The organism is Tenacibaculum sp. A30 (assembly GCF_051200845.1).
Taxonomy (GTDB): Bacteria; Bacteroidota; Bacteroidia; order Flavobacteriales; family Flavobacteriaceae; genus Polaribacter.
Window position 1 is genome coordinate 1,985,392 of record NZ_CP195160.1, and the last position, 23,000, is coordinate 2,008,391.

Consider the following 23,000-nt stretch of genomic DNA (forward strand, 5'->3'; position numbering starts at 1 on the left):
TTATATAAGGTGTTATTTACTATTATTAATAGTTAAAGGCATTTTATAAATATGGTTCTTAACTGTTAATTCTTTATTTATTAGTTTGTAATTTAATCTGCTTTTTACATAGTGACAAACTTGTTCAGTATCACAATTAACATTCAAAATAACTATTTCTCCGTTTTTGTTTATTAAAAACTCAACGGTAGTCTTTACTTCTTTTTCGAGAACAAAATTGGGATTGCCCAATAGTTCAACGATTCTTGTTCTAATTTGTTCCTTAGCAGGATTTTCGTTTGCAGAAAATGCCGAAGTGCTCATTAAGCTTACGAATACTAATACAAATAACTTTTTCATTTTTTAGAGATTTAGAGTTTGTTAAAATTTGTTGCTGTAAAAGTACTGTTAATGAGTTGTTTGAGTATTTTTTTGTTGGTTAATAAAAGATTGTTTTAAGGTAAAAGAATGAGTAACGATTGGTTAGTTAACATAGGGTTAATATTGATAATATTTATCTTTTTTGTTGATTTCATTTCTTGTTTTTCAATAAATAATTTGTTTTCCATTTAAGATGCTGATTTTATTTAGAGAATTTAAGAAAAATTAATATTTCTAAGGGTTAGTTTTAGGTTATAACTATCTTAAAGATTCCTTTTACACGCTGTTTTTTATGATAATTCTTTGCGAAAAGACATAAAAAAATCCTGAGAAAACTCTCAGGATTTATATTTTAAAGAAAAATCGATTCATTATTCTACAGTAACCGATTTTGCTAAGTTTCTTGGTTGATCTACATTTTTACCTAACATTACAGCTATATGGTATGATAGTAACTGTAATGGGATTGTAGTTAGTAAAGGGGTAAATGCTTCTTCAGTATCAGGAATCTCGATTACGTGATCGGCAATTTCTTTAACTGTTTCATCACCTTCGGTAACGATTGCCACAATTTTACCGCTTCTCGATTTAATTTCTTGAATGTTACTTACTACCTTTTCATAATGACCTCTACTAGTAGCGATTACAAAAACAGGCATGTTTTCATCAATTAAAGCGATAGGTCCATGTTTCATTTCTGCAGCAGGATATCCTTCAGCATGGATATAAGAAATCTCTTTTAGTTTTAAAGCTCCTTCTAAAGCAACAGGGAAGTTAAAACCTCTACCTAAATATAAGCAGTTTTTTGCGTCTTTATAAACATCTGCTATTTCTTTAACTTGAGCATCAATCTTTAATAAGTTCTCTACTTGCGTAGGAATTTGCTGCATCGTTTGCAAGTAGTTGTTTACAGCTGATGTAGATAAGGTTCCTTTTGCTTGCGCTAACTTTAAAGCTATCAAAGAAAGCACTGTTATTTGTGTTGTAAATGCTTTTGTAGAAGCTACTCCAATTTCTGGTCCAGCATGCGTATAAGCCCCAGCATGCGTTTCTCTGGCAATAGACGAACCTACTACGTTACATACTCCAAATACAAAAGCTCCTTTAGATTTTGCTAATTTAATAGCAGCTAAAGTATCAGCAGTTTCTCCTGATTGCGAAATAGCAATTACCACATCATTTGGAGTTATTATTGGGTTACGATATCTAAATTCAGAAGCATATTCTACTTCAACAGGAATACGAGCCATATCTTCAAAAAGATATTCGCCGACCAATCCTGCGTGCCAAGAAGTACCACAAGCAACAATAATAATTCTGTCTGCATTTAAAAATTTAGACATATTATCATCAACACCAGCCATTCGGATAATTCCCTCATTGGCTAGCATTCTACCTCTATACGTATCGATAATCGCTTTAGGTTGCTCGTAAATTTCTTTCAACATAAAGTGGTCGTAACCACCTTTTTCTATTTGCTCTAAACTTAATTGAAGCTCTTGAATATTAACATCAATCTCTTTGTCGTTATCAATTTTACGAACTTTGATACCCTTGTTCTTCTTTATAATTGCTAACTCACCATCTTCAAGGTAAATAGCATCTTTAGTGTATTCAATAAAAGGAGAAGCATCAGAAGCAACAAAAAACTCTTCGTTGTTTTTTCCAACACCTATAGCAATAGGGCTGCCCAAACGGGCTACGACTAACTCGTTCGGTTTAGTTTTGTCAAAAACAGCAATAGCATAAGCTCCAATAACATTCGTCAGGGCTATTTGAACAGCTTTACCTAGTTTGCAACCTTCGCTTTTCTTAACTTCTTCAATAAGGTTTACTAAAACTTCAGTATCAGTATCACTTTTAAATTCGTAACCTCTAGAGATTAACTCTTTTTTAATAGTATCGTAATTCTCAATAATACCGTTATGTACAATCACTAAATCTCCAGATTGAGAAAAATGTGGATGTGAATTTACGTCATTAGGTACACCATGAGTTGCCCAACGCGTGTGTCCTATTCCTATTTTTCCAACTTTTCGTTCTTCTTCTTTGTTGGTAATTACTTCTAAATCAGAAACTTTTCCTTTGGTTTTAGATAAATGCATTGCTTCACCATCGTACATCATGATGCCCGCACTATCGTAACCTCTATACTCTAAACGCTTTAACCCGTTAATTACAATAGGGTAAGCATCTCTATGTCCTATATAACCTGTGATTCCACACATAACAATTTCTTATTTTTCTTTTGAATATGATATTTTAAAAACAGCTTTTTTTGTTCCATTAGCAGTTTCATTTCCATTTAATAAAGTTACTGCTCTAGGATTCCAATTGTATGTTTTTACGTTTGTGTTAACTCCTCCAGTACTACTTGTAGTAGGGAAATCTGTAGCATTGTACACTTTCAATACTAATGGTTCGGCTGTAAAATTATCTTCACCAGCTAATAAATTAGTAATATAGTTAGTGATTCTAAAAGTATATTTTTCAGGAGTTTTGTTATCCTCTGCTAAACTAAGACTTCCTCCAAAAGTACCTGTTTCAGTATAAACATCTGAAATATGGGTAGGAGAAATTTCTCCTGCACCGTTGTCTTTATTCTGATACAAGAATAATTGCTGAGGTGTGGTGCTTTTGTCGCTGTTAATGCTTTGGTTAACATAAAATGTTAGTGAGGCATCATTAATTAAAAGATTTTGACTTTTTAATTCTTGAAGTATGGTGTCATCTAAAATTTTAACTTCTGCCATACTACCTGCAGTTCCTTGAATTACAAAATTGTTTGCAGGAGCAGCTGAAGTAGCGTCCGTCATTTTATAAACACTGTTTCTTACTCCAGAAAGAGGGAAACTAAACACTTCTTTAGCAGTATTCTTTATTGTTGTGCCATCAACGTCAGACCTAGTGTATAAGAAATCTATAGATGGTGCTGGATTTGCAGAGGTCAAATTAAGCGGAACTATAGATCCGTCATTTCCTGTAGCAATTATTTTAATCCCTCTAAAGTAATTATCAAAAGCCTCTTTAGAAGCGAATTTTCCACTTTGAAATTCATCCCAAAATAAGGTTTTCATTGTAGTTAGATCTAAAGGAATTGCCAAAAACGGAACATTCAAATCTTGTGAGTTTGTAGCTCTGATAGTATCTTTATATGTTGTTGTATTTGTTAACGAGATAGATCTGTCAATTCTATCAAAAATAAATACCGTATCTGTGGCTTTAGGCTTTAACTCATATATGCCACCATCTTCGTTTAACACTACGTTTCCTGCGTATTCATCATCAGAAAAGAATGTATTCTTTTTAGACGGATCGTTAGGGTTTAACGTGTTTAGGTATGTTTCGTTTTGTAATACTTGAATAGAAGTAGCTACGTTAGGATCTCCTAAAATAGAGTCTAGCCTAAAAGTTGTTACATTATCAGTAGTACCTGTAGAAGTTGCTTGATAAGGAATTTTTAAGATAACCTTCTCAAGGTTAAAAACAGTTGTGTCTGTATTCTTATTGTTTGGGCTTTCAATAAAACCTAGTTGAGAAACGATAGAGGCTTCAATCTTTTTTCCGTTAGGGTTGTTGTACACACCCAACCAATACTCACTAATACTAGCATTGATATTGTCTGCTTGAACTTTTTGAATATCTATAGGAGTGATTTCAACATCTAATAAAATTTCTCCTGTTTCAAATTTATCGTTTGTAACAACATTTGTTCCTACATCACTAAAGTCTTTTTCACAAGATGTAAAAGCTGCTAAACATAACAGGCTAATACCTAATGCACCAATTTTTCTAATCATTATTCGCTTAATTCTAAAACGTTTTCTTTGTAAAATTCTAAATATGCTTCGGTTAAAGTCTCTTCAGACTGGAAATCTAACACTTTTGCATTTGCTTCTTCAATAAAAGCTTCAATTTCGTCTGGTAAAACTTCACTACCTTTTATGACAGCATCTGAGTTTTCAATAGCGCTTTTTAAAATATTTAAATGACTTGGTGTTTCGATGGTTACTACTTTAGATTCCTCAATCTTGTCAAAACGAACCTTGTTAGCCATTTCTTTATTTAAATCTTCAATGTCACTATTATACAGCGAAGTTACAATCTTACTTTCTGCAAACAAAGGTTCTTCTTTATAATATTCTCTTAAATATAGAGGTAATAAAGAGGCCATCCATCCGTGAACATGAATAATATCTGGAGCCCAGTTTAGTTTTTTAACGGTTTCAACAACACCTTTAGCGAAGAAGATCATACGTTCATCGTTATCCTCAAAAAGCTTATCATCTTCGTCAGAATAAACTGCTTTACGTTTAAAGTATTCATCATTGTCAATAAAGTATACTTGCATTCTTTCTTTAGGAATAGAGGCAACTTTAATTATCAAAGGCATGTCCATGTCGTTAATAATCAGGTTCATACCCGAAAGACGAATAACTTCGTGCAATTGATGCCTGCGCTCGTTAATTACCCCAAAGCGAGGCATGAAAATACGGGTTTGAATTCCTTTAGAATGTGCATTTTTAGCAACGTTAAATGCGGTAGACGATAATTCTGTTTCTGGTAAATAAGGGGTAACCTCAGACGAAACATATAAAATTCTCTTATCCTTCATTAAATCGGTCTCTTTTATTGAAGGTGCAAAAATACGAAAATTAATGCAAAAATCGTGTTAAATTGCTAATTTTGCATGCATTTCAATAAAATAACAATGAAAATTTTCACAAGAAAATCCGAATTAAAAGAGTTTTTATCAACTCAAAAAAAAGATGAAAAGTCTATCGGATTTGTCCCAACGATGGGAGCTCTTCACCAAGGGCATTTGTCACTTATAAAAAGAGCAAAAAAGAAGCACGACCTTGCTGTTGTTAGCGTTTTTGTAAACCCAACTCAGTTTGATAATAAGGAGGATTTAGCCAAATATCCTAAAACATACGATAACGATATAGCTTTACTAGAGTCGGTTAATTGTGATGTGTTATTTTTCCCTTCGGTAGAGGAAATTTATGCTGAAAATGTAGTTTCAGAAAAATTTGATTTTGATGGTTTAGAACATCAAATGGAAGGAAAGTTTAGGGATGGTCATTTTGATGGAGTAGGTACAATTGTAAAAACCTTGTTTGAAATCGTTGAGCCAAATACAGCTTATTTTGGGAAGAAAGACTTTCAACAATTACAAATCATCAAAAAATTAGTTGAAAAATATGAGCTACCAGTAATAGTAAAAGGAAGACCAATTTTTAGAGAAGAAGATGGGTTGGCTATGAGCTCTCGAAATACACGATTGACTAAAGAGTATAGAGAAGCTGCACCTTTTATTTATAAAACCTTAAAAAAGGCAAAAATGAAATTTGGTTCCAAAAGTCCAGAAGAGTTAACCAAATGGGTAGAAAAACAGTTCAAAAAACATCCGTTGCTAGAGCTGGAGTATTTTACTATTGCAGATGAAAAAACCTTGCAAACAGCAACAAAAAAGGAAGCAAACACAAAATACCGCGCTTTTATAGCTGTTTTTGCAGGAGATATTCGTTTGATTGATAATATTCGTTTAAAGGATTAAACGGTTGAAGACTAGGTAAGAAATCAGGTTTTATAATAATGTTAAAATCATTAAAAAACAACTTAGTATTCATTAAAAAACAACTATTTTTGCAGCATGTTAGTACAAGTAGTAAAATCTAAAATCCACCGTGTTAAAGTAACTAACGCGGATTTAAACTATATAGGAAGCATTACCATTGATGAAGATTTAATGGATGCAGCAGGTATTATTGAAGGTGAACGCGTTCAAATTGTAAACAACAATAATGGTGAGCGTTTAGAAACTTATGCGATTCCTGGACCAAGAAGAAGTGGTGAAATTACATTGAATGGTGCCGCTGCTCGTAGAGTTCAAAAAGGAGACATACTTATTTTAATTGTGTATGCCTTTATGGAACTAGAAGAAGCGAAGAAATTTAAACCACAATTGGTATTTCCTAACGAAGAAAATAACTTGCTAGAATAGTTTGAGTTTATCAGTCAAAAAAATTACAAAAATACTATTACCTCTCATTTTGGGAGGTTTTTTAGTTTGGTATTCATTGTCAAAAATTTCAATAGAAACCTTAGTTCAATATTTTAAAAATGCTAAATATTCGTGGATAGCTTTAGGGCTTTTCTTCGGAATATTAAGTCACTTATCTCGTGCTTATCGTTGGAAGTTTTTATTAGAGCCAATGGGATATAAACCAAACTTTGGTAATAGTACCATGGCGGTTTTAGTGGCCTACTTGGTAAATTATGCAGTACCAAGAGCCGGAGAAGTGTCGCGTGCAGCGGTGATGACAAATTACGAAAACATTCCGTTCGAAAAAGGCTTCGGAACCATCGTTGCCGAACGAATGGCAGATTTGTTAATGATGCTAAGTATCGTTGCTATTACTCTTTTTGTACAATTCGATTTTATTTATCAACTGCTTACCAAAAACTTCAATCCTATTAAAATCAGTATACTTTTAGCAGGTTTAGTGTTGCTTTTTGTAGTTTTTACACGTTTTGTAAAAAAAGCACAATCAGGTATCGGATTAAAAATTAAAAACTTTGTAGTCGGTTTGGTTGAAGGGCTAATGAGTATCTTCAAAATGAAACACAAATGGGCGTTTATATTCCATACGGTATTCATTTGGGTGATGTATGTGCTAATGTTTTGGGCAACCATTCCCGCAATTGAAGGGTTACAAGTTCCATTAGGAGGTGTTTTAATCGGTTTTATCGCTGGTGGATTTGCAATTGCAGCTACTAACGGAGGTATCGGTTTGTATCCTGTTGCTGTAGCTGGAGCCTTAGCGTTATTCGGAATTGCAGAAGAGCCTGCAACCGCTTTTGGTTGGATTATGTGGACTGCCCAAACCGCTATGATTATCATTTTTGGCGGATTAGCATTTTTGTTCTTGCCTATTTATAATAGAAATAAAAAAATATAGGGCGTTCCCTTTCAGGTCGCGCTTTCCGCACTCGCTTTTTTTGTTTTTAAGAACAAAAAAGAGCTCAAACAATTGCTGCAATCGCTAACGCAAACATTTGTTCAATAAAAAAGCAAAGTATTTTATATTTGAAACTTGTAACTTTAGCATTTTTCAATATTTAAAATGTGTTAAACTAAACCAATGGCAAAAACCAAAACAACTTTTTTCTGTCAAAACTGTGGAGCGCAACATGCGCAATGGGTAGGGCAATGTGGCTCATGTAAAGAATGGAATACTATTGTTGAAGAAGTAATTCAAAAAGAAGAAAAAAGAAGTTGGAAATCGCCATCAAACTCACAAAAAAGAGTTGCAAAACCTTTACGTGTTGAAGATATTCAACTGAATCCAGAAGAACGTTTTGGAACTAAAAACCAAGAATTAGATACGGTTTTAGGTGGCGGATTGGTAAAAGGAGCAGTAGTGTTATTAGGAGGAGAACCAGGGATTGGTAAATCTACCTTGTTGTTACAGATTGCTTTACAAATTCCACAAAAAGTGTTGTATGTTTCTGGGGAAGAAAGCCAGTCGCAGATTAAAATGAGAGCTGAGCGTATCGAAGGGAAAAATCCTAATTGTTTAATTCTTACAGAAACCAACACCCAACAGATTTTTAAAAACATAGAAGAAGTTCAGCCTGATGTACTGGTGATTGATTCTATTCAAACTTTACATACGGATACGATTGAAGCTTCACCAGGAAGTATTTCACAAATACGAGAAACTTCCGCAGAACTCATCAAGTTTGCAAAAGAAACAGCAACTCCAGTATTGTTAATCGGACATATCAATAAAGAAGGACATATTGCAGGACCTAAAATTTTAGAACACATGGTAGATGTAGTGTTGCAATTTGAAGGAGATCGAAATCACACCTACCGAATTTTACGCTCACAAAAAAACCGTTTTGGTTCTACGGCTGAGTTAGGAATCTACGAAATGTTATCAGACGGATTACGAGAAGTATCGAACCCTTCAGAAATCTTAATATCTAAAAAAGATGCGGATTTAAGTGGAACTGCGATTGCATCCACGTTAGAAGGTATTCGTCCGTTAATGATAGAAATTCAAGCCTTAGTTTCAACAGCGGTTTACGGAACACCACAAAGAACTACCACAGGTTACAACTTAAAACGTTTACACATGATTTTGGCAGTGTTAGAAAAACGTGCGGGATTCAAATTAGGAGCGAAAGATGTGTTTTTAAATGTTACGGGAGGAATTCATGTAGACGATCCTGCGATAGATTTAGCAGTGGTAGCAGCAATTTTATCGTCAAATCAAGATTTAGCCATCAATCCTGATGTGTGTTTTGCTGCTGAGGTTGGTTTAGCAGGTGAGATTCGTCCTGTTTCTAAAATAGATCAGCGCATTACCGAAGCTGAAAAATTAGGCTATAAAACCTTTGTAACCTCAAAATACAATAAGATTACGAGCAAAAATCATTCGATAAAACTAATCTTAGTTAGTAAGATTGAAGAGGCTTTTGCTACGTTGTTTGCCTAGGTTAATTTTCTTCCTTTTTCTTTCCAAAAAGTCTGTTGAAAAACCCTTTAATTCCTTTTTCTCTGTAAGGAGGACAGTTTATTGACAAAGAAATTTCATTAGGAATATCAAAAGGAGTTAAATATTTATTTCTTAACTCAGGATTGTTTTCTATTTCTTTTAGAATGTTAGCAACAATTGGTAGGGCTAAAGAAGACCCCGAACCATTTCCGCTATTAAAGTGTATGTCGTTTTTAGAAGTTCCGACCCAAGTTCCGAGAACAATATTCGGTGTATACGCCATAAACCAAGCGTTGGTATAGTTTTGAGCGGTACCTGTTTTGCTGGCTAACGGACTTTTAATTTTATACCTATTTCTTATGCTAGCTCCTGTTCCTTGTTCTACTGCTTGCTGTAAAATGGTGGTTAGGGTTTGTGTGCTTTCTTCTGTAAATACTCTTTCGGGTTTTTGCACTTCGCTTTCATAAATGATATTTCCTTCCTTATCGGTAATTTTATGAATCATGTACAAATCATTCATTTCTCCATTATTGGCAAAAGCACCGTAAGCTCTTGTGGTTTCAAAAAGTGATAAATCTAACGTTCCTAAAGCAATAGAAGGAGCGTCGTTAGTAATTTTTGGGAATAGTAACTTTTCACAAGTGTCGATTAGCCATTCTTTTTCTAGTTTAAAATATAGATTTACACTAGGAATATTCATAGATTTTATCAACGCATACCACATGGCAACTTTTTTGTCGGGAGTTGAGCTATGGTCGGCATTTTTCGGTTCCCAATTATCGTATTCAGGATAGGTTTTTTCTTCGTTTTCAAAGTAATCACACGGAGAAATTCCATTTTCCAACGCTGTAGCATACAAAAATGGTTTAAAGGCTGAGGCTATTTGACGGTGAGATAACACCATATCAAAAGGAAGCGTATTAAAATTATTTCCGCCTACCCAACTAATTACTGCTCCGTTTTTCGGATTCGTAACCAAAACAGATGCATTCAGCATTTTATCATAATACCAAAGACTATCAATTTTATTACCAGTAATGGTTTTTGTGCTATCCCAATCAAAGAGTTGAATAGTTCTCTTTTGTTTATCGTTTTCTGTGAATTGTTGCTTCTTTAGCCATCTACTTTTTAGCCTGTTTGAAGCTAATTCTTTGTCTAACTGTTGTTGCTTAATAATGAGTTGTTCCTTCGCAGATTTCTCAGCAATTTTTTGAATCTCATAATTCAGCGTTGTATGAATTTTTAATCCGTCTGTTTCTAAATCATAGTCGCTGTCAGAAGTCTCATTAATGGTTTTTATAAGCTCAGAAGCTTTTTTCTTTACTTGATAGGTAAAATAACCAGCTGTTGTGTTTATGTCGAGATTATGATAGTTAAGTGTAATAGGTAGTTTTTGTAAACTGTCGGTAACTTTATTGTTTAAATAGGCTTCGCTATTCATTAACTGAAGAACTGTATTGCGACGCTTCCTAGCATTTTCTGGATTCAATCTTGGATTGTAATAGGTGTTAGCCTTTAGCATCCCTACAAGTACGGCTGATTCTTCGATGTTTAATTTGTTGACTGATTTATTAAAAAATCGATTAGCAGCCGATTCTACTCCGAAGTTATTTTCTCCAAACGGAACCGAGTTTAAATACAATAACAAGATTTCATCTTTGCTGTATAGTTTCTCCATACGACTCGCAATGATGAGTTCTTTAATTTTATTGATAGGCATGCTCAAAAAACCATGATACTGCCTTCCGTAGAGGTTTTTAATTAACTGTTGCGTAATGGTACTTCCACCACCACCTGAGGCGTCTTGTAGTAAAATACTTCTAAAGAAAACACGAGCATAGCTTTGACCGTCGTAGCCATTATGTGAGTAAAATCGCTTATCTTCTGTGGCTATTAAAGCTTCTTTTAAATGATTTGGAATTTGTTCTAGTTGAACATTGGTTCTATTCTCAGCAAATACTTTACCTATAATTACTTCGTCTGACGAATAAACTAAAGAAGCTTCTTCATTGATGATAGATGTCAACTCTTCTTTGTTAGGGAGTTTACCAAATACTTCAAAATACACTAACGAGAATAATACCACAACAGAAAGAATACCAAAAAGGATGAGTCCTGTTATGGATTTCAATAAAAGGCGTAAATTCTTTTTCTCTTTAAGTTTGCGTTGTATTTTTTTTAGTGTTTTCATCATACTAAAAACGAATGCTAGTTATTAAAATTGTAGAGATCTCATTGATGTTTATGCTGTTTTTAACTTTGAGGTTTTATCTAGTTTTAAAACCTCACCTTTTTTAGGGTTCTGTAATTTTTTAGTTATTAAAAAAATAAAGATTAATGAAAAAATGACACCCAAAATAATTGAACCAGAAGCACCTACTAATTCAGCTAAAACAAGAATTGTTTTCTTGATAATAGAGCTTTTGCTACTTTCAGGTATTTCAAGTCCATTTTCTAAATCTAAAGCAGTAGAGTATGTTAAAGAAAGAAAAACTAACCCTAAAGTCAATGTTGTTAATTGAGGTAAAACTTGTTTTAAAAGGGAGTAGTCTTTAATTTTGATTCCACTAAGATGTTTTTTAAAATAAGTTTTAATTTGTCTAAAAACACTTTTGTTAATTGAGTATGTTATTTTTTCTACTTCACTATCTTTAAATACAAATTCAATAGAGAAGTCAGTGTCAATAAAAATAATCTCTTTAATTTCTTCATATCTCAGACTTTTAACTTTTCCTAAGTTTTTATCATGTATTAATTTATTTATGTCTAATTCTTTTAATTGTTCAGAAATCCAAATAGATTTTTGAGTGGCTATTAGGTATTGATTAGTTGTTTCTTTTTCGTTAATAATCCAATTTTTCATTTTTTTCTATTTAAAAATAGTATCTAGCTTAATTGAGCTAATCTATCAAAAAGAAAATCAGAATCAAATAAAAAAGCAACCTCATTTGTGAGATTGCTTTTACTAGTTTTTTGCTTGTTTCTAACAACATCCACCACCATCGTAATGATAGGTAGATTCTGAGAAAAAGATATCGTTTCTTCCTAAAGCTTTTAAATCCGCGGCTGTTTTATCACAAATTGCTAACGGTTGGTTTTTTAATAAGGTGTGTCCTGCTCCGTCATCAAAATAATCTTCATCACCAAAGTAAATGGCAGCTTTACCTGTAAATACACATGGACCATCAGCAGGCATCGGATCTTTAATCGCTGCTACTTCAATCGATTCGATATAAATCAATTCATCGGTAGGATAATTCTTAGGATCTAAAATTCTGTATGGTTTACGCGCTCTGATTTCAATGGTTCCAAAACCAGCGTCGGTTAACATCTTTACATATTCCGCAATCGGTAAACTTCCGCTTAAACATAAGGCACGTAAACGTTCGTCATTACGTAAGGTTTCGTTCATAGGTTGCTCACAGGTTGGATCGCTCATTACCAAACGTCCGTGAGGTTTTAATACACGGTACATTTCAGCAATGGCTTTTTTCAGTTCTTCAGCTTTAAAAATGTTGAATAAACAGTTTTGAGCAGCTACATCAATAGAATTATCCTCTACAGGTAAGTGTAAAGCATCACCTTTGCGTAAATCTACAAACTCACTTTTAAACCAATCGTTTTGCGCTTCGGCTTCCATAAAATTCTTTTGAGAAGCTTCTAACATTTCATCTACTACATCAATTCCGATCACGCCGTTTTTCTGACGTGAGAAATACGCAAACTGCAACAATTCCATACCGCCACCAACACCTACATATAATATTTTAGGGTTGTTGGTTAAATCGCGTGCATGCACGGTAGAACCACATCCGTAGTTCATTTCTTGCATAATTTTCGGAATTTTTAATCCTGGCAACTCCCAAATAGGGTTTGTTGTACAGCACAAACCAACATCAGGGGTTAAGGCTGCTTCTTTATATACATTTTTGGTGGTTTCTAAGTAACTCATCTTTTTAAGATTAAAGACCGCTTCGCTGTTAGATAAAAGAATAAAGACTTGTATTGTTTGTCTTGATTCTTGAGTCTAATAGTCTTGCTTCTATAAATTAGTAATTAATTCTTTAAAAAGTGTAATCATTTTAGGTTCAGCTTTTCCTGCAACTTCAATGATTTCGGTAATATCTACAGGTTGTAAATTTTTAGGATCGCACTCATCGGTTAATACCGAAACGGCTGCACACGGAATGTTGAGTTGTTTTGCTACGATAACTTCAGGAACAGTACTCATTCCAACCGCGTCTACTTCTAAAATTTGTAACATTCTGTATTCAGCTCTGGTTTCCAATTGTGGACCTACAACACTAGCGTATACACCTTCTTTCAGGTCTATGTCGTTAGCTTTAGCGATTGCTTTCATTTTTGTATTCATTTTTTTTGAATACGGTTCTAGCATATCGGCAAAAATATTTCCGAAGGCATTAGCTCCTTTAAAGGCTAGGGGAGAACCTCCTTGTAAATTCAAGTGGTCTTCTAGTAACATCAAATCACCTTTTTTGTAAGAAAGGTTGATGGCTCCTGCAGCATTAGAAACTAACAACGTTTGAATACCTAACGCATGCATGGTTCTGATACCATAGGTAACTTCCCATAAATTATATCCTTCATACATATGAAAACGCCCAGACATAACAACTACTTTTTTACCTGATAAAGTTCCGTAAATTAACTTTCCGGAGTGAAATTCTACCGTTGCTTGTGGAAAGTGGGGAATGTCTGCATAGGAAACTTCTTGCTCAATAGTTATTTCATTGATTAATTTTCCTAACCCTGTTCCTAAAACAATTCCTATTTCTGGGTTGGTAATTCCTTTATGTTGAAGAAACTCTTGTGTTTCTTGTAGTTGTTGTTTTTTTAGCATTTTATATCGTGTTTGTTATTATGGAGAGTGATGGTTAGTTTAAAAATTGATTGAATATTGGGTTGTTTTTGATATCGTCAAAAACATCTACATCGTTTAAGGTTTCTAGCAAAAATACTGATTCGTTTTGTAAATCGTTTAAGGTATCTTTTCTAACAGTTGAGGTTCCCCAGTCTTTATGTTGAAAAATGTTTGCATGAAGTTTTTTCATGCCCATTAAGTAATAACCTCCATCTTCCGCAGGGCCCATAACAACATCATTAGAATTCAATTTTTCAAAAGCTACATTGATATGTTCAGAAGTTAAATCAGGTAAATCGCTACCAATAATTACAACTTTTTCATATCCAGTAGAAAAAGCTTGTTGAAAAGCATTGTGCATTCGTATACCTAAGTCGTTTCCATCTTGCAGGTGCTTTTGATATACTGAAGCATCCCAAATATCATTTTCACGAACTTTTACGGAATAATAAACGGCTTTGTCACAAGATAAATTTTGAGTGACTTGTTTTGTGTGTTCTAATAAGAATTTATAAATATCTAACGCAGCTTGATCTCCGATGGTTTTAGCTAAACGCGTTTTTACTTTGCCTAAATCAGGGTTTCTGGTGAAAATTAAAAGAAGATTTTTTGACTTTGGCAGTAAAGACATATTGTTTGTAAAGGTGTTTCGAAATTAATGCATTATGCTACAGTTCCTTGGCAGCTACTTCCAGCCCCTGCGGTACATCCGTAACAATGTTGGTTGATAATGATATCTCTATTTTGTAACAATGTTTCGTTGTATTCAGAAATATGTTGGGATTTACTGGCTACTTTTAGGTTTAGCATCTGGTTGAAATCACAATCGTATAAATATCCGTCCCAACTTACAGATAAGGTATTGGTACACATTACGTTTTCTACTGCCATAGGATTGTAGGCTTCTACTAAGGAATACATATAATCTTCATAATTTTCAGAAGCAATTAAGTAATCTAAAAATCGACTGATAGGTAAATTGGTAATGGCAAAAAGTGAATTGAAAACAATATCAAAATCTTCTTTTAAAGCTTTTTTAAAATCGTTTTCTAATGCCGCTTGATCTCCTGGTAAGAAGGCACCTGACGGATTGTATACCAAGTCTAATTGTAAACCAGTTCCTTCAATTCCGTAACCAACGTTGTTTAACATTTTTAAAGCTTCAATAGATTTGTCGAAAACACCGTCACCACGTTGTTTGTCGGTTTTTCCACGTGTCCAATGTGGCATAGAAGAGACCACATGTATATTATGTTTCTTGAAGAACTCAGGTAAGTCGTGATATTTTTTATTAGCTCTGATGATTGTTAAGTTAGAACGAACAATAAAATCTTTAATTCCTGCTTTGGAAGCTTCTTTGACAAACCAACGAAAACTTGGATTCATTTCAGGAGCACCTCCTGTTAAGTCTAAGGTGTGTGCTTCCGTTTTTCGAATCACTTCTAAGCATTGTTCCATAGTTTCTATGGTCATAATTTCTTTTCGATCAGGACCTGCATCTACATGACAATGTGCACAAACTTGATTACACATGTATCCTAAATTAATTTGAAGAATTTCTAATTTTTTAGGACGTAAAGGAAACTGATTGGTTTCTTTGAGTTTTTTTGCAAACGTAGGTAATTCGCCATCAGCAAAAACCCCGTTTGATAAGATTTTAAGTTGGTGTTGCGTGTTTGCTAAGTCATTATTTCTTGCTAAAAGTGATTTCTTCATACTTACATTTCTAGTTTGTTCACTTTGTTCATCATTTGAACTCCGTGTACTAAAGTAGCACCACTTTTAATGGCAGCTCCTACATGAATGGCTTCCATCATTTCTTCTTTAGTGATTCCGCGTTGCAATCCGTCTTTAGTATAAGCATCAATACAATAAGGGCATTGCTCAGTATGCGCAACAGCTAAAGCTATTAAGCTTTTTTCGCGTGCCGTTAAGGCGCCTTCTTCAAAGACTTTTCCGTAGTATTCGAAAAACTTGTTTCCTAATTCTTCACTCCACTCAGTAATTTTACCAAACTTTCGTAAGTCGGCAGGATCGTAATATGTTTTTGACATGTATTTTATTTTGGGGGTTAGACGAGACGTTTATTGATACTTTACAAGCAATATTATGAAAAGTATAGATACAAAAAAAGCCTTAACAAATTTGTTAAGGCTTTTGTACTGAAGGCGGGACTTGAACCCGCACGGGCATTACGGCCCATTGGATTTTAAGTCCAACGTGTCTACCAATTCCACCACTTCAGCGTATGCTTTGTTAATGACTACTTTTAAAATGAAACCTCACTCATACAAGTGAGGTTTCTTGGTACTGAAGGCGGGACTTGAACCCGCACGAGCATTACGGCTCATTGGATTTTAAGTCCAACGTGTCTACCAATTCCACCACTTCAGCATACTCTTTTAAAAAAGGCTTGAGCGAAAGACGGGATTTGAACCCGCGACCCTCACCTTGGCAAGGTGATGCTCTACCCCTGAGCTACTTTCGCGTAGTCATTTATTATTTTAATGAACGTGCATTGCTTTGAATGCGGGTGCAAATATAAAACTTTTTTTTTAATTACAAAGCGCTTTTTAATTTTTTTCAATTTTAATTCCAATAAAAATTTATGGTGGTTCAATAAGAATGGAATATCTTTGCAAAAATTTTTAAAATTAGAAGTGAATTCTGTTTCATCTGTACATACTAAACCCTCTGTAAAATCAATAGTTAAAGATTTTAAGCAATTAACTAAAGTTGGATTATCTATAAGTGTAGTTTTTACATCTGTTACAGGATATTTATTAGGAGCAGAAACAATTGATTATACTACTATAATATTATTAGCTTTAGGAGGCTATTTAATGGTAGGTGCATCTAATGCTTTTAATCAGGTAATAGAAAAGGATATTGATGCGGTAATGCAACGCACAAAAAATCGTCCGTTACCTTCTGGAAGAATGTCTACGATCGTAGCATTAACTATAGCAACTCTTTTTACGATAGCGGGTATTGCAATTTTATATATTATAGATCCGAAATGTGCTTTATTTGGGGCGATTTCTATCTTTTTATATACAAGTGCTTACACACCATTAAAAGCAGTAACACCTTTAGCAGTATTTGTAGGGGCAATTCCTGGAGCGATTCCTTTTATGTTAGGATGGGTAGCAGCAACAGGTAAATTTGGTATTGAAGCTGGGTTCTTATTTATGATTCAGTTTTTTTGGCAGTTTCCTCATTTTTGGGCTATTGGTTGGTTACAGTTTGAAGAATATAACAAGGCAGGCTTGCACATGTTGCCAATGGATAAAAAAGACAAAGGCGCTGTGGTGCAAATTATTTTTTATACCTGCATAATGATTTTAATGTCAATTGCACCTGTGTTAAAAGTAACAGGAGATTTATATATATATCCGTTAACAGCAGTAATTATTCTATTATTAGGATTGTTAATGTTGTATTACGCAATACAATTATATAAAACAGAAAAAAACACAGATGCACGTAAATTGATGTTGGCAAGTGTTTTTTATATTACAATAGTACCCATTATATATGTGGTAGATAAATTTTTACACTAATGAGTGAACAATCGTTACAAGAAGAATTAAAAGTAGCTAAACGTAAATCGGCTAAACCAATGCTATGGATTTCCATGGTAAGTATGGTTATGTTTTTTGCAGGGTTAACCAGTGCTTATGTAGTAAGTATGAATCGTGAAGATTGGGTTACCTTCGATTTACCTCAGGCATTTTACATTAGTACCGTGTTAATTGTACTAAGTAGTATTACGTTGTTTTTCTCTCAAAACTTATTGAAAAAAGACAATATTAAAGGTTCTTTCATTTTATTATTAGTTACATTGGTGTTAGGTTTAGGCTTTGTATGGTATCAATGGGTAGGATTTAATGAATTAAAAAATACAGGATTATATTTTACTGGACCTGAAAGTACAGTATCAACATCGTTTATAATAGGAATAACATTTATGCACGTTTTACACTTACTAGCAGGGGTAATCGTGTTATTAGTTGTTATTTATAATCATTTTAAAAAGAAGTATACATCAAGCAATATGCTTGGATTTGAACTAGGTGCAATCTTTTGGCATTTTGTAGATGTATTGTGGATTTACCTATTTTTCTTTTTCTATTTTATTAGATGATGAAAAATGCGTAATTTTGGCGCACTGATTAAACAAAAATTAACAAAAAGAGATTTATGGGAGCAAATATTGCTGTAAATTCTGACAACAAAGAGACCTGGGGCGGAGGTGGTGTAAAACCATTTGGCGCTAGTTATGGGAAAATGATGATGTGGTTTTTCATCGTATCTGATGCATTAACTTTTTCGGGCTTTTTAGCAGCGTATGGTTTAACACGTTTTAAGTTTATTGACTCTTGGCCTATTGCTGATGAGGTATTTACACACTTTCCTGGTTTACACGGTGTTCATGCGCCAATGTATTACGTAGCATTAATGACATTTATTTTAATTGTATCATCGGTAACAATGGTGTTAGCGGTAGATGCAGGTCATAAAATGCAAAAGAAAAAAGTAGCTTGGTACATGTTTGCTACCATCGTTTTTGGTATTATTTTCGTAGGTTCTCAGGCTTGGGAATGGAAAAACTTCATTAACGGTTCTTACGGAGCTGTTAAAACTGCCGATAACCATATTTTACAATTTGTAAAAGACGGACATCAAATAGCATTGGCTGATTTTGTTCATAATGATAGAAAAGACGGAAGAGTTCAACACCAAAGAGAAAATGGATTGTGGTTTGTAGACGAAGCAACAATTTCTCAATATTCAGTAGCTCAAGTTCAAGAAGCTTTTAAAGCAGATCCTTCTTTATTAATTAGAATCGAAAGAATTAATCCTGAAACGAAACAAAAAATTGTTTTATCAAGAGAAGAAAGTATCGCTAAGTTAGCTACAGCAACAAAAGTTGTTGAAGGAGCAAACTTAATAGAGAACGAATACGGTAACCCTATTTTTGCTGATTTCTTCTTCTTTATTACTGGTTTCCACGGATTCCACGTATTTTCAGGAATTATCTTAAATATCATTATCTTCTTTAACGTTGTATTAGGTACGTACGAGCGTAGAAGAAGTTACGAAATGGTTGAAAAAGTAGGTTTATATTGGCACTTTGTAGATTTAGTTTGGGTATTCGTATTTACCTTCTTCTACTTAGTATAATCAAAAAACAATAGTAAAAATGGGTCACGCACACGAATCAAATACAAAAAGAATTTGGATTGTTTTAGCAATCTTAACCATAGTAACAACAGTAGAAGTAGTTTTAGGTATTATTAAACCTGCTGCTTTACACTTACACGGTTGGGGTACTAGTTGGTTAAACTGGATATTTATCATCTTAACAATAGTAAAAGCATATTATATTGCTTGGGCATTTATGCACTTAGAAGGAGAAAAACCATGGTTAAGAAGAGCCATTGTTTGGACAGGTGTTTTCTTAATATGTTATTTAGTAACACTAGTGTTAATAGAAGGTGATTACTTATACGATACATTAGCACCATTAGTAAAGTGGTAATCAAAATAAAATGAGAAAAGAGGTGGTGTTAACCGCCTCTTTTTGTATATAAGATTTAGTAAAATGGATAAAACAAGAAAATACATTGTACTGTTAGCGCTTTTTATAGTGCCGCTATTGTTTTATATTTTTTTGTCACTAGGAATCAATAATTTCGCAAAATTACCGGTGCTTACAGAAAATGTAATTGATATATCATCAGTAAGTAAACAACATCAATTTGATAAAAAAATATCAATTGTTACTTTTTTAGGAAAGAATGTAGAGGAAGTAAAAGGGGAATTATTCAATCTTAACGAAAAAATATACAAACCATTTTACGGATTTAAAGACTTTCAACTAATTGTAATAGCTTCTCCTGAAGTTAAAGACGATGTTGAAAAACTTGAAAAAGAAATTGGCGCTTATACCAATATGATTAGCTGGAAGTTTGTTTATGCGTCTGATACCGAAATTGAAGTATTGTATGATAGCTTTAAAACAAACCAATCATTAGATAATAAACTGCACTCATCTAAAGCTTTTATTATTGATAAGGAAGGAAATTTAAGAGGAAGAGATGATGATGAAGATAGCGCTGATGGAAAGTTGTTTGGGTACAATATGACTTCGGTAGCAGAGTTGAATAATAAAATGAAAGACGATGTTAAGGTTGTATTGGCAGAATATCGTTTAGCATTAAAAAAGAACAACGCAGACAGACAGATTTAATTAGACTTGAGTCATGAAAAAACAGAATTATTCTTACGTAGGTATTTCATTAATCGTTTTACTTTTCGGAATTTATGCTATTCCTAAAATTATAGCACACTTTCAAACAGCGAACTTGCACAAGTTTAACAAGGTGCCAGATTTTGAGTTTATCAATCAAGATGAGAAAGTAATTACCAATAAAGATTATGAAGGAAAGGTATATGTAGTTGAATTTTTCTTTGCTACATGTCCAACAATATGTCCATTGATGAATCAAAAAATGGTAGAAATTCAAAACGAATTTATGGGGAATCCTAATTTCGGAATCGCTTCGTTTTCAATTACTCCAGATATAGATACTCCACATCAATTAAAAGAATATGCTAAGAACAATGGTATAAACCATAAAAACTGGCATATGTTAACCGGAAAAGGAGATGATGTAGTATATGAGTTGTCTAACGAAGGATTTAAGTTATACGCTGGTAAAGGAGAAGTTAGTCATGGCGGATTCGAACATTCAGGATTATTTGCTTTAGTAGATAAAGATGGATATATAAGATCACGATACGATGAAAACGGAAATCCGATAATGTATTACAGAGCATTAGACGAGCATGGTTTTGGTGATCAAATAACAGAGTTGAAAGAAGATATTAAGTTATTATTAAAAGAATAACATGAGTACTACAGAAGAAAAAAAATATAAGAGGTTTATTACAATAGTTTCTATTGTGGTTCCTATTGCAGTAGCAGCGTTGTTTGGTATTAAAATACCGAATGTAGAACCGTTGTCGTTTTTACCCCCTATTTATGCCAGTATTAACGGATTTACAGCTGTATTATTAGTTGCTTCTGTTGTGGCTATTAAAAACGGTAAAAGAAAATTACACGAGCAGTTAAATACAACAGCAATAATTTGTTCTGCGTTATTTTTAGTAATGTATGTGGCTTACCACATGACCTCTAATTCAACACCATTTGGAGGAGAAGGAACAATAAGATATGTGTATTTCTTTATTTTAATAACACATATTTTATTATCTATTATAATTATTCCGTTAGTATTAATCACTTTCATGAGAGCGCGATTAGGTAATTTTCCTCAGCATAAAAAAATAGCAAAAATTACATTTCCATTGTGGTTGTATGTGGCGGTAACAGGAGTTGTAGTGTATTTAATGATATCACCTTATTATGTATAAAAAACTTGTAGTATTAGCATTATTATTGTTCTTCACATTAAACACATCTGCACAGTGTGCCATGTGCAAAGCTGTTATTGAAGGAGATAATCCTTCTGTTGCCGAAGGAGTGAATAACGGAATTACTTACTTAATGGTTTTTCCATATATCTTAGTGGGAACACTTTTTTATTTTATTTACCGTCATAAAAAGAAAGGTGAAGAGTAATTTAATTTAGCAAAGTTTTTTGTAACAAATTATATTTTTAATCGTCATATAGAGGCAGTTAAAAATAGTTAACTGTTTTTTATTGTTGATTTTAAACTGTTTAAAGGTTTACTTTTTAATAATAAAATGATATATTTCTGTTTTTGAAATATCAACTAGCTAATAATTTAAACAAAAAATATTTGTCTTTTGAAAACTAAAATTGCACTATTCACAGCTATATTTACCTCATTAGCTGTTTTTTCTCAAAAACAATGGACCTTAAAAGAGTGTGTAGATTACGCTCTTAAAAACAACATAACGATTAAACAAAATCGGTTAAATGTAAATTTAGCAGAAAAGGATGTTGAGATCGCTAAAGGAAATTTTTTGCCTGATTTAGGATTTAGTAATTCTCATAGAGGATCTTTTGGATTGTCTTCAGGTGTTAGCGGAGTTAATACCAGTCAAGATAGGTATTCAACAAATTTCACTTTAGGAACTCAAGGAACTATTTTCAATGGTTTTAGAAACTTAAACTCTAAAAAACAAGCTTTACTTAATGTTAAAGGGAGTGAGTTAGACTTAGCGAAAATAGAAAATGACATTTCTTTAAACGTAGTAAATGAATACTTAAATGTACTGTTTGCAAAAGAAAACCTTGCCGTGGCAAAAGTTCAAGCCGAAATAAGTAAAAAACAAATTGAAAGAGCAAAAGCTCAATATGAAGGAGGAGCAATACCTAAAGGAGATTTATTAAATGTAGAGTCTACGGCAGCTAATGATGTCCAAAATGTAGTGATACAAGAAAACACATTAAGTATTGCCTTACTTAGATTAAGTCAGTTGTTACAGGTTTCTTCAGAAGATTTTGCTATTGCAGATATTGAAGTAGGGTCACCATCAGCAGCTTTATTGTATGACAATTCTAGTGTCGTATACGAAAAAGCATTAACACAATGGCCAGATATAGAAAGGGCAGAATTAAACCTTGAAAACGCAGATTTAGGAATAGAATTAGCTAAAGGGGCTTATTTACCAACCTTAACCTATTCAGCAAATGCAGGTACTTCTTATTTTACAGTATTTGGAGAGCCTGATAGAAGAGTTATTGGAGTTGATCCAGTGACACAATTACCTATATATGAGTCTTATGGTTTTTTTAAGCAATTAGATAATAATTTAAGTTACGGAGTAGGGGTTTCGTTAAATGTTCCAATATTTAATCGTTTTCAAACAAAAAACAGAGTAGCTAAATCTACTATTGATAAAGAGGTTTCAGAGTTAGCTCTTGAAAATCAAAAATTGCAGTTGCAACAAGAAATTGAAAGTGCTTTTTTAGATGCTAAAGCAGCAGCAAAAACTTTTGAAGCGGCGGAAATATCTTTAGAAGCTCAAAAAGAAGCGTTTAAAAACGCACAAGTAAGTTATGATTACGGATCAATGACTCAATTTGATTTTGATCAAGTTCGTAATCGTTTAGTAAATGCTGAAGGAGCAATGATTAGAGCAAAATACGATTATGTATTTAAAACGAAAGTATTAAAATTCTACTATGGTGAATCAATCGTAGATTAATAAGAAAAAGATATTTATTGTTGGAAGAACCTCGTTAGAT

At 33.3% G+C, this 23,000-nt stretch carries 24 protein-coding genes and 3 tRNA genes; 13 read left to right on the top strand and 14 right to left on the bottom strand.

Translation table 11 applies throughout. The annotated features are described in order from the left end of the window. Positions 1-12: 12 nt before the first annotated feature. The 4 genes from ACR9ES_RS09495 to ACR9ES_RS09510 form a co-directional block, all read right to left on the bottom strand. Entirely contained in the window at positions 13-339 is a 327-nt protein-coding gene (locus ACR9ES_RS09495; protein ID WP_299005444.1) for a hypothetical protein, read from the bottom strand. Between the two features lie 392 nt (positions 340-731). Beyond that, the gene (gene glmS / locus ACR9ES_RS09500) at positions 732-2,588 is read right to left on the bottom strand and encodes a glutamine--fructose-6-phosphate transaminase (isomerizing) (protein WP_435254045.1); all 1,857 of its coding nucleotides are present in this window, start codon (positions 2,586-2,588) and stop codon (positions 732-734) included. A gap of 9 nt (positions 2,589-2,597) precedes the next feature. Further along, on the bottom strand, positions 2,598-4,160 hold the full coding sequence (locus ACR9ES_RS09505; RefSeq protein ID WP_435254046.1) for a DUF4270 family protein: 1,563 nt from the start codon (positions 4,158-4,160) through the stop codon (positions 2,598-2,600). Beyond that, positions 4,160-4,975 carry a glycogen/starch synthase gene (locus tag ACR9ES_RS09510; RefSeq protein ID WP_435254047.1) on the bottom strand — a complete coding sequence of 272 codons (816 nt, stop codon included), beginning with the start codon at positions 4,973-4,975 and terminating at the stop codon, positions 4,160-4,162. Before ACR9ES_RS09510 ends, ACR9ES_RS09505 begins: the two co-directional genes overlap by 1 nt. Before the next feature lie 96 nt (positions 4,976-5,071). Between ACR9ES_RS09510 and panC the strand changes: the two genes are divergently transcribed. The 4 genes from panC to radA all read left to right on the top strand — a co-directional run bounded on the left by panC (position 5,072) and on the right by radA (position 8,870). Then, positions 5,072-5,920: a pantoate--beta-alanine ligase gene (gene panC / locus ACR9ES_RS09515; protein ID WP_435254048.1), complete on the top strand. Its 849-nt coding sequence runs from the start codon at positions 5,072-5,074 to the stop codon at positions 5,918-5,920. A 96-nt stretch (positions 5,921-6,016) separates the two neighbouring features. Continuing rightward, the gene (gene panD, locus ACR9ES_RS09520; RefSeq protein ID WP_274634613.1) at positions 6,017-6,367 is read left to right on the top strand and encodes an aspartate 1-decarboxylase; all 351 of its coding nucleotides are present in this window, start codon (positions 6,017-6,019) and stop codon (positions 6,365-6,367) included. A 1-nt stretch (position 6,368) separates the two neighbouring features. Next, positions 6,369-7,325, top strand: a complete 957-nt coding sequence (locus ACR9ES_RS09525; protein ID WP_435254049.1) for a lysylphosphatidylglycerol synthase transmembrane domain-containing protein — start codon at positions 6,369-6,371, stop codon at positions 7,323-7,325. Between the two features lie 183 nt (positions 7,326-7,508). Next, the gene (gene radA, locus ACR9ES_RS09530) at positions 7,509-8,870 is read left to right on the top strand and encodes a DNA repair protein RadA (protein WP_125066508.1); all 1,362 of its coding nucleotides are present in this window, start codon (positions 7,509-7,511) and stop codon (positions 8,868-8,870) included. A gap of 1 nt (position 8,871) precedes the next feature. On the opposite strand, the gene ACR9ES_RS09535 is transcribed toward radA, so the two are convergent. From ACR9ES_RS09535 to ACR9ES_RS09580, 10 genes are all read right to left on the bottom strand, one after another. Continuing rightward, a complete protein-coding gene (locus ACR9ES_RS09535; RefSeq protein WP_435254050.1) occupies positions 8,872-11,061 on the bottom strand; it encodes a transglycosylase domain-containing protein in 2,190 nt (729 codons plus the stop codon). 51 nt (positions 11,062-11,112) lie between these two features. Continuing rightward, on the bottom strand, positions 11,113-11,733 hold the full coding sequence (locus ACR9ES_RS09540) for a hypothetical protein (RefSeq protein WP_435254051.1): 621 nt from the start codon (positions 11,731-11,733) through the stop codon (positions 11,113-11,115). A gap of 120 nt (positions 11,734-11,853) precedes the next feature. Then, the gene (gene arsM / locus ACR9ES_RS09545) at positions 11,854-12,822 is read right to left on the bottom strand and encodes an arsenosugar biosynthesis arsenite methyltransferase ArsM (protein ID WP_435254052.1); all 969 of its coding nucleotides are present in this window, start codon (positions 12,820-12,822) and stop codon (positions 11,854-11,856) included. A gap of 90 nt (positions 12,823-12,912) precedes the next feature. Then, positions 12,913-13,731, bottom strand: coding sequence for a purine-nucleoside phosphorylase (locus ACR9ES_RS09550; RefSeq protein ID WP_435254053.1), 819 nt, complete (start codon positions 13,729-13,731; stop codon positions 12,913-12,915). A gap of 34 nt (positions 13,732-13,765) precedes the next feature. Further along, a complete protein-coding gene (locus ACR9ES_RS09555; RefSeq protein WP_435254054.1) occupies positions 13,766-14,383 on the bottom strand; it encodes a TIGR04282 family arsenosugar biosynthesis glycosyltransferase in 618 nt (205 codons plus the stop codon). Between the two features lie 32 nt (positions 14,384-14,415). Continuing rightward, on the bottom strand, positions 14,416-15,468 hold the full coding sequence (arsS, locus tag ACR9ES_RS09560) for an arsenosugar biosynthesis radical SAM (seleno)protein ArsS (protein ID WP_435254055.1): 1,053 nt from the start codon (positions 15,466-15,468) through the stop codon (positions 14,416-14,418). A gap of 2 nt (positions 15,469-15,470) precedes the next feature. Further along, on the bottom strand, positions 15,471-15,806 hold the full coding sequence (locus ACR9ES_RS09565; RefSeq protein WP_120185760.1) for an arsenosugar biosynthesis-associated peroxidase-like protein: 336 nt from the start codon (positions 15,804-15,806) through the stop codon (positions 15,471-15,473). A gap of 106 nt (positions 15,807-15,912) precedes the next feature. Then, positions 15,913-15,998 (bottom strand) — tRNA-Leu (locus tag ACR9ES_RS09570). 59 nt (positions 15,999-16,057) lie between these two features. Further along, positions 16,058-16,146: transfer RNA gene (locus ACR9ES_RS09575), tRNA-Leu, on the bottom strand. Between the two features lie 22 nt (positions 16,147-16,168). Further along, positions 16,169-16,240: transfer RNA gene (locus ACR9ES_RS09580), tRNA-Gly, on the bottom strand. Between the two features lie 172 nt (positions 16,241-16,412). On the opposite strand from ACR9ES_RS09580, the gene cyoE reads away from it, so the two are divergent. The 9 genes from cyoE (at position 16,413) to ACR9ES_RS09625 (ending at position 22,960) form a co-directional block, all read left to right on the top strand. Then, positions 16,413-17,315: a heme o synthase gene (cyoE, locus tag ACR9ES_RS09585; protein WP_298997431.1), complete on the top strand. Its 903-nt coding sequence runs from the start codon at positions 16,413-16,415 to the stop codon at positions 17,313-17,315. Continuing rightward, positions 17,315-17,899, top strand: coding sequence for a cytochrome c oxidase subunit 3 (locus ACR9ES_RS09590; protein ID WP_298997154.1), 585 nt, complete (start codon positions 17,315-17,317; stop codon positions 17,897-17,899). The genes cyoE and ACR9ES_RS09590 overlap by 1 nt, the downstream gene beginning before the upstream one ends. 56 nt (positions 17,900-17,955) lie before the next feature. Then, positions 17,956-18,939, top strand: a complete 984-nt coding sequence (locus ACR9ES_RS09595; protein WP_274634764.1) for a cytochrome c oxidase subunit 3 — start codon at positions 17,956-17,958, stop codon at positions 18,937-18,939. Between the two features lie 19 nt (positions 18,940-18,958). Further along, complete coding sequence (locus ACR9ES_RS09600) at positions 18,959-19,297, top strand: cytochrome C oxidase subunit IV family protein (protein WP_274634765.1); 339 nt, start codon at positions 18,959-18,961, stop codon at positions 19,295-19,297. Between the two features lie 63 nt (positions 19,298-19,360). Beyond that, positions 19,361-20,008, top strand: coding sequence for a hypothetical protein (locus ACR9ES_RS09605; RefSeq protein WP_274634766.1), 648 nt, complete (start codon positions 19,361-19,363; stop codon positions 20,006-20,008). A 13-nt stretch (positions 20,009-20,021) separates the two neighbouring features. Then, positions 20,022-20,669 (top strand): SCO family protein, encoded by a 648-nt coding sequence (locus ACR9ES_RS09610; protein WP_274634767.1) that lies wholly within the window; start codon positions 20,022-20,024, stop codon positions 20,667-20,669. Between the two features lies 1 nt (position 20,670). Further along, entirely contained in the window at positions 20,671-21,195 is a 525-nt protein-coding gene (locus tag ACR9ES_RS09615) for a DUF420 domain-containing protein (protein ID WP_435254056.1), read from the top strand. Continuing rightward, positions 21,188-21,403: a hypothetical protein gene (locus ACR9ES_RS09620; RefSeq protein WP_435254057.1), complete on the top strand. Its 216-nt coding sequence runs from the start codon at positions 21,188-21,190 to the stop codon at positions 21,401-21,403. The genes ACR9ES_RS09615 and ACR9ES_RS09620 overlap by 8 nt, the downstream gene beginning before the upstream one ends. A 189-nt stretch (positions 21,404-21,592) precedes the next feature. Beyond that, positions 21,593-22,960 (top strand): TolC family protein, encoded by a 1,368-nt coding sequence (locus tag ACR9ES_RS09625; RefSeq protein WP_435254058.1) that lies wholly within the window; start codon positions 21,593-21,595, stop codon positions 22,958-22,960. The last annotated feature ends 40 nt before the right edge of the window (positions 22,961-23,000 follow it).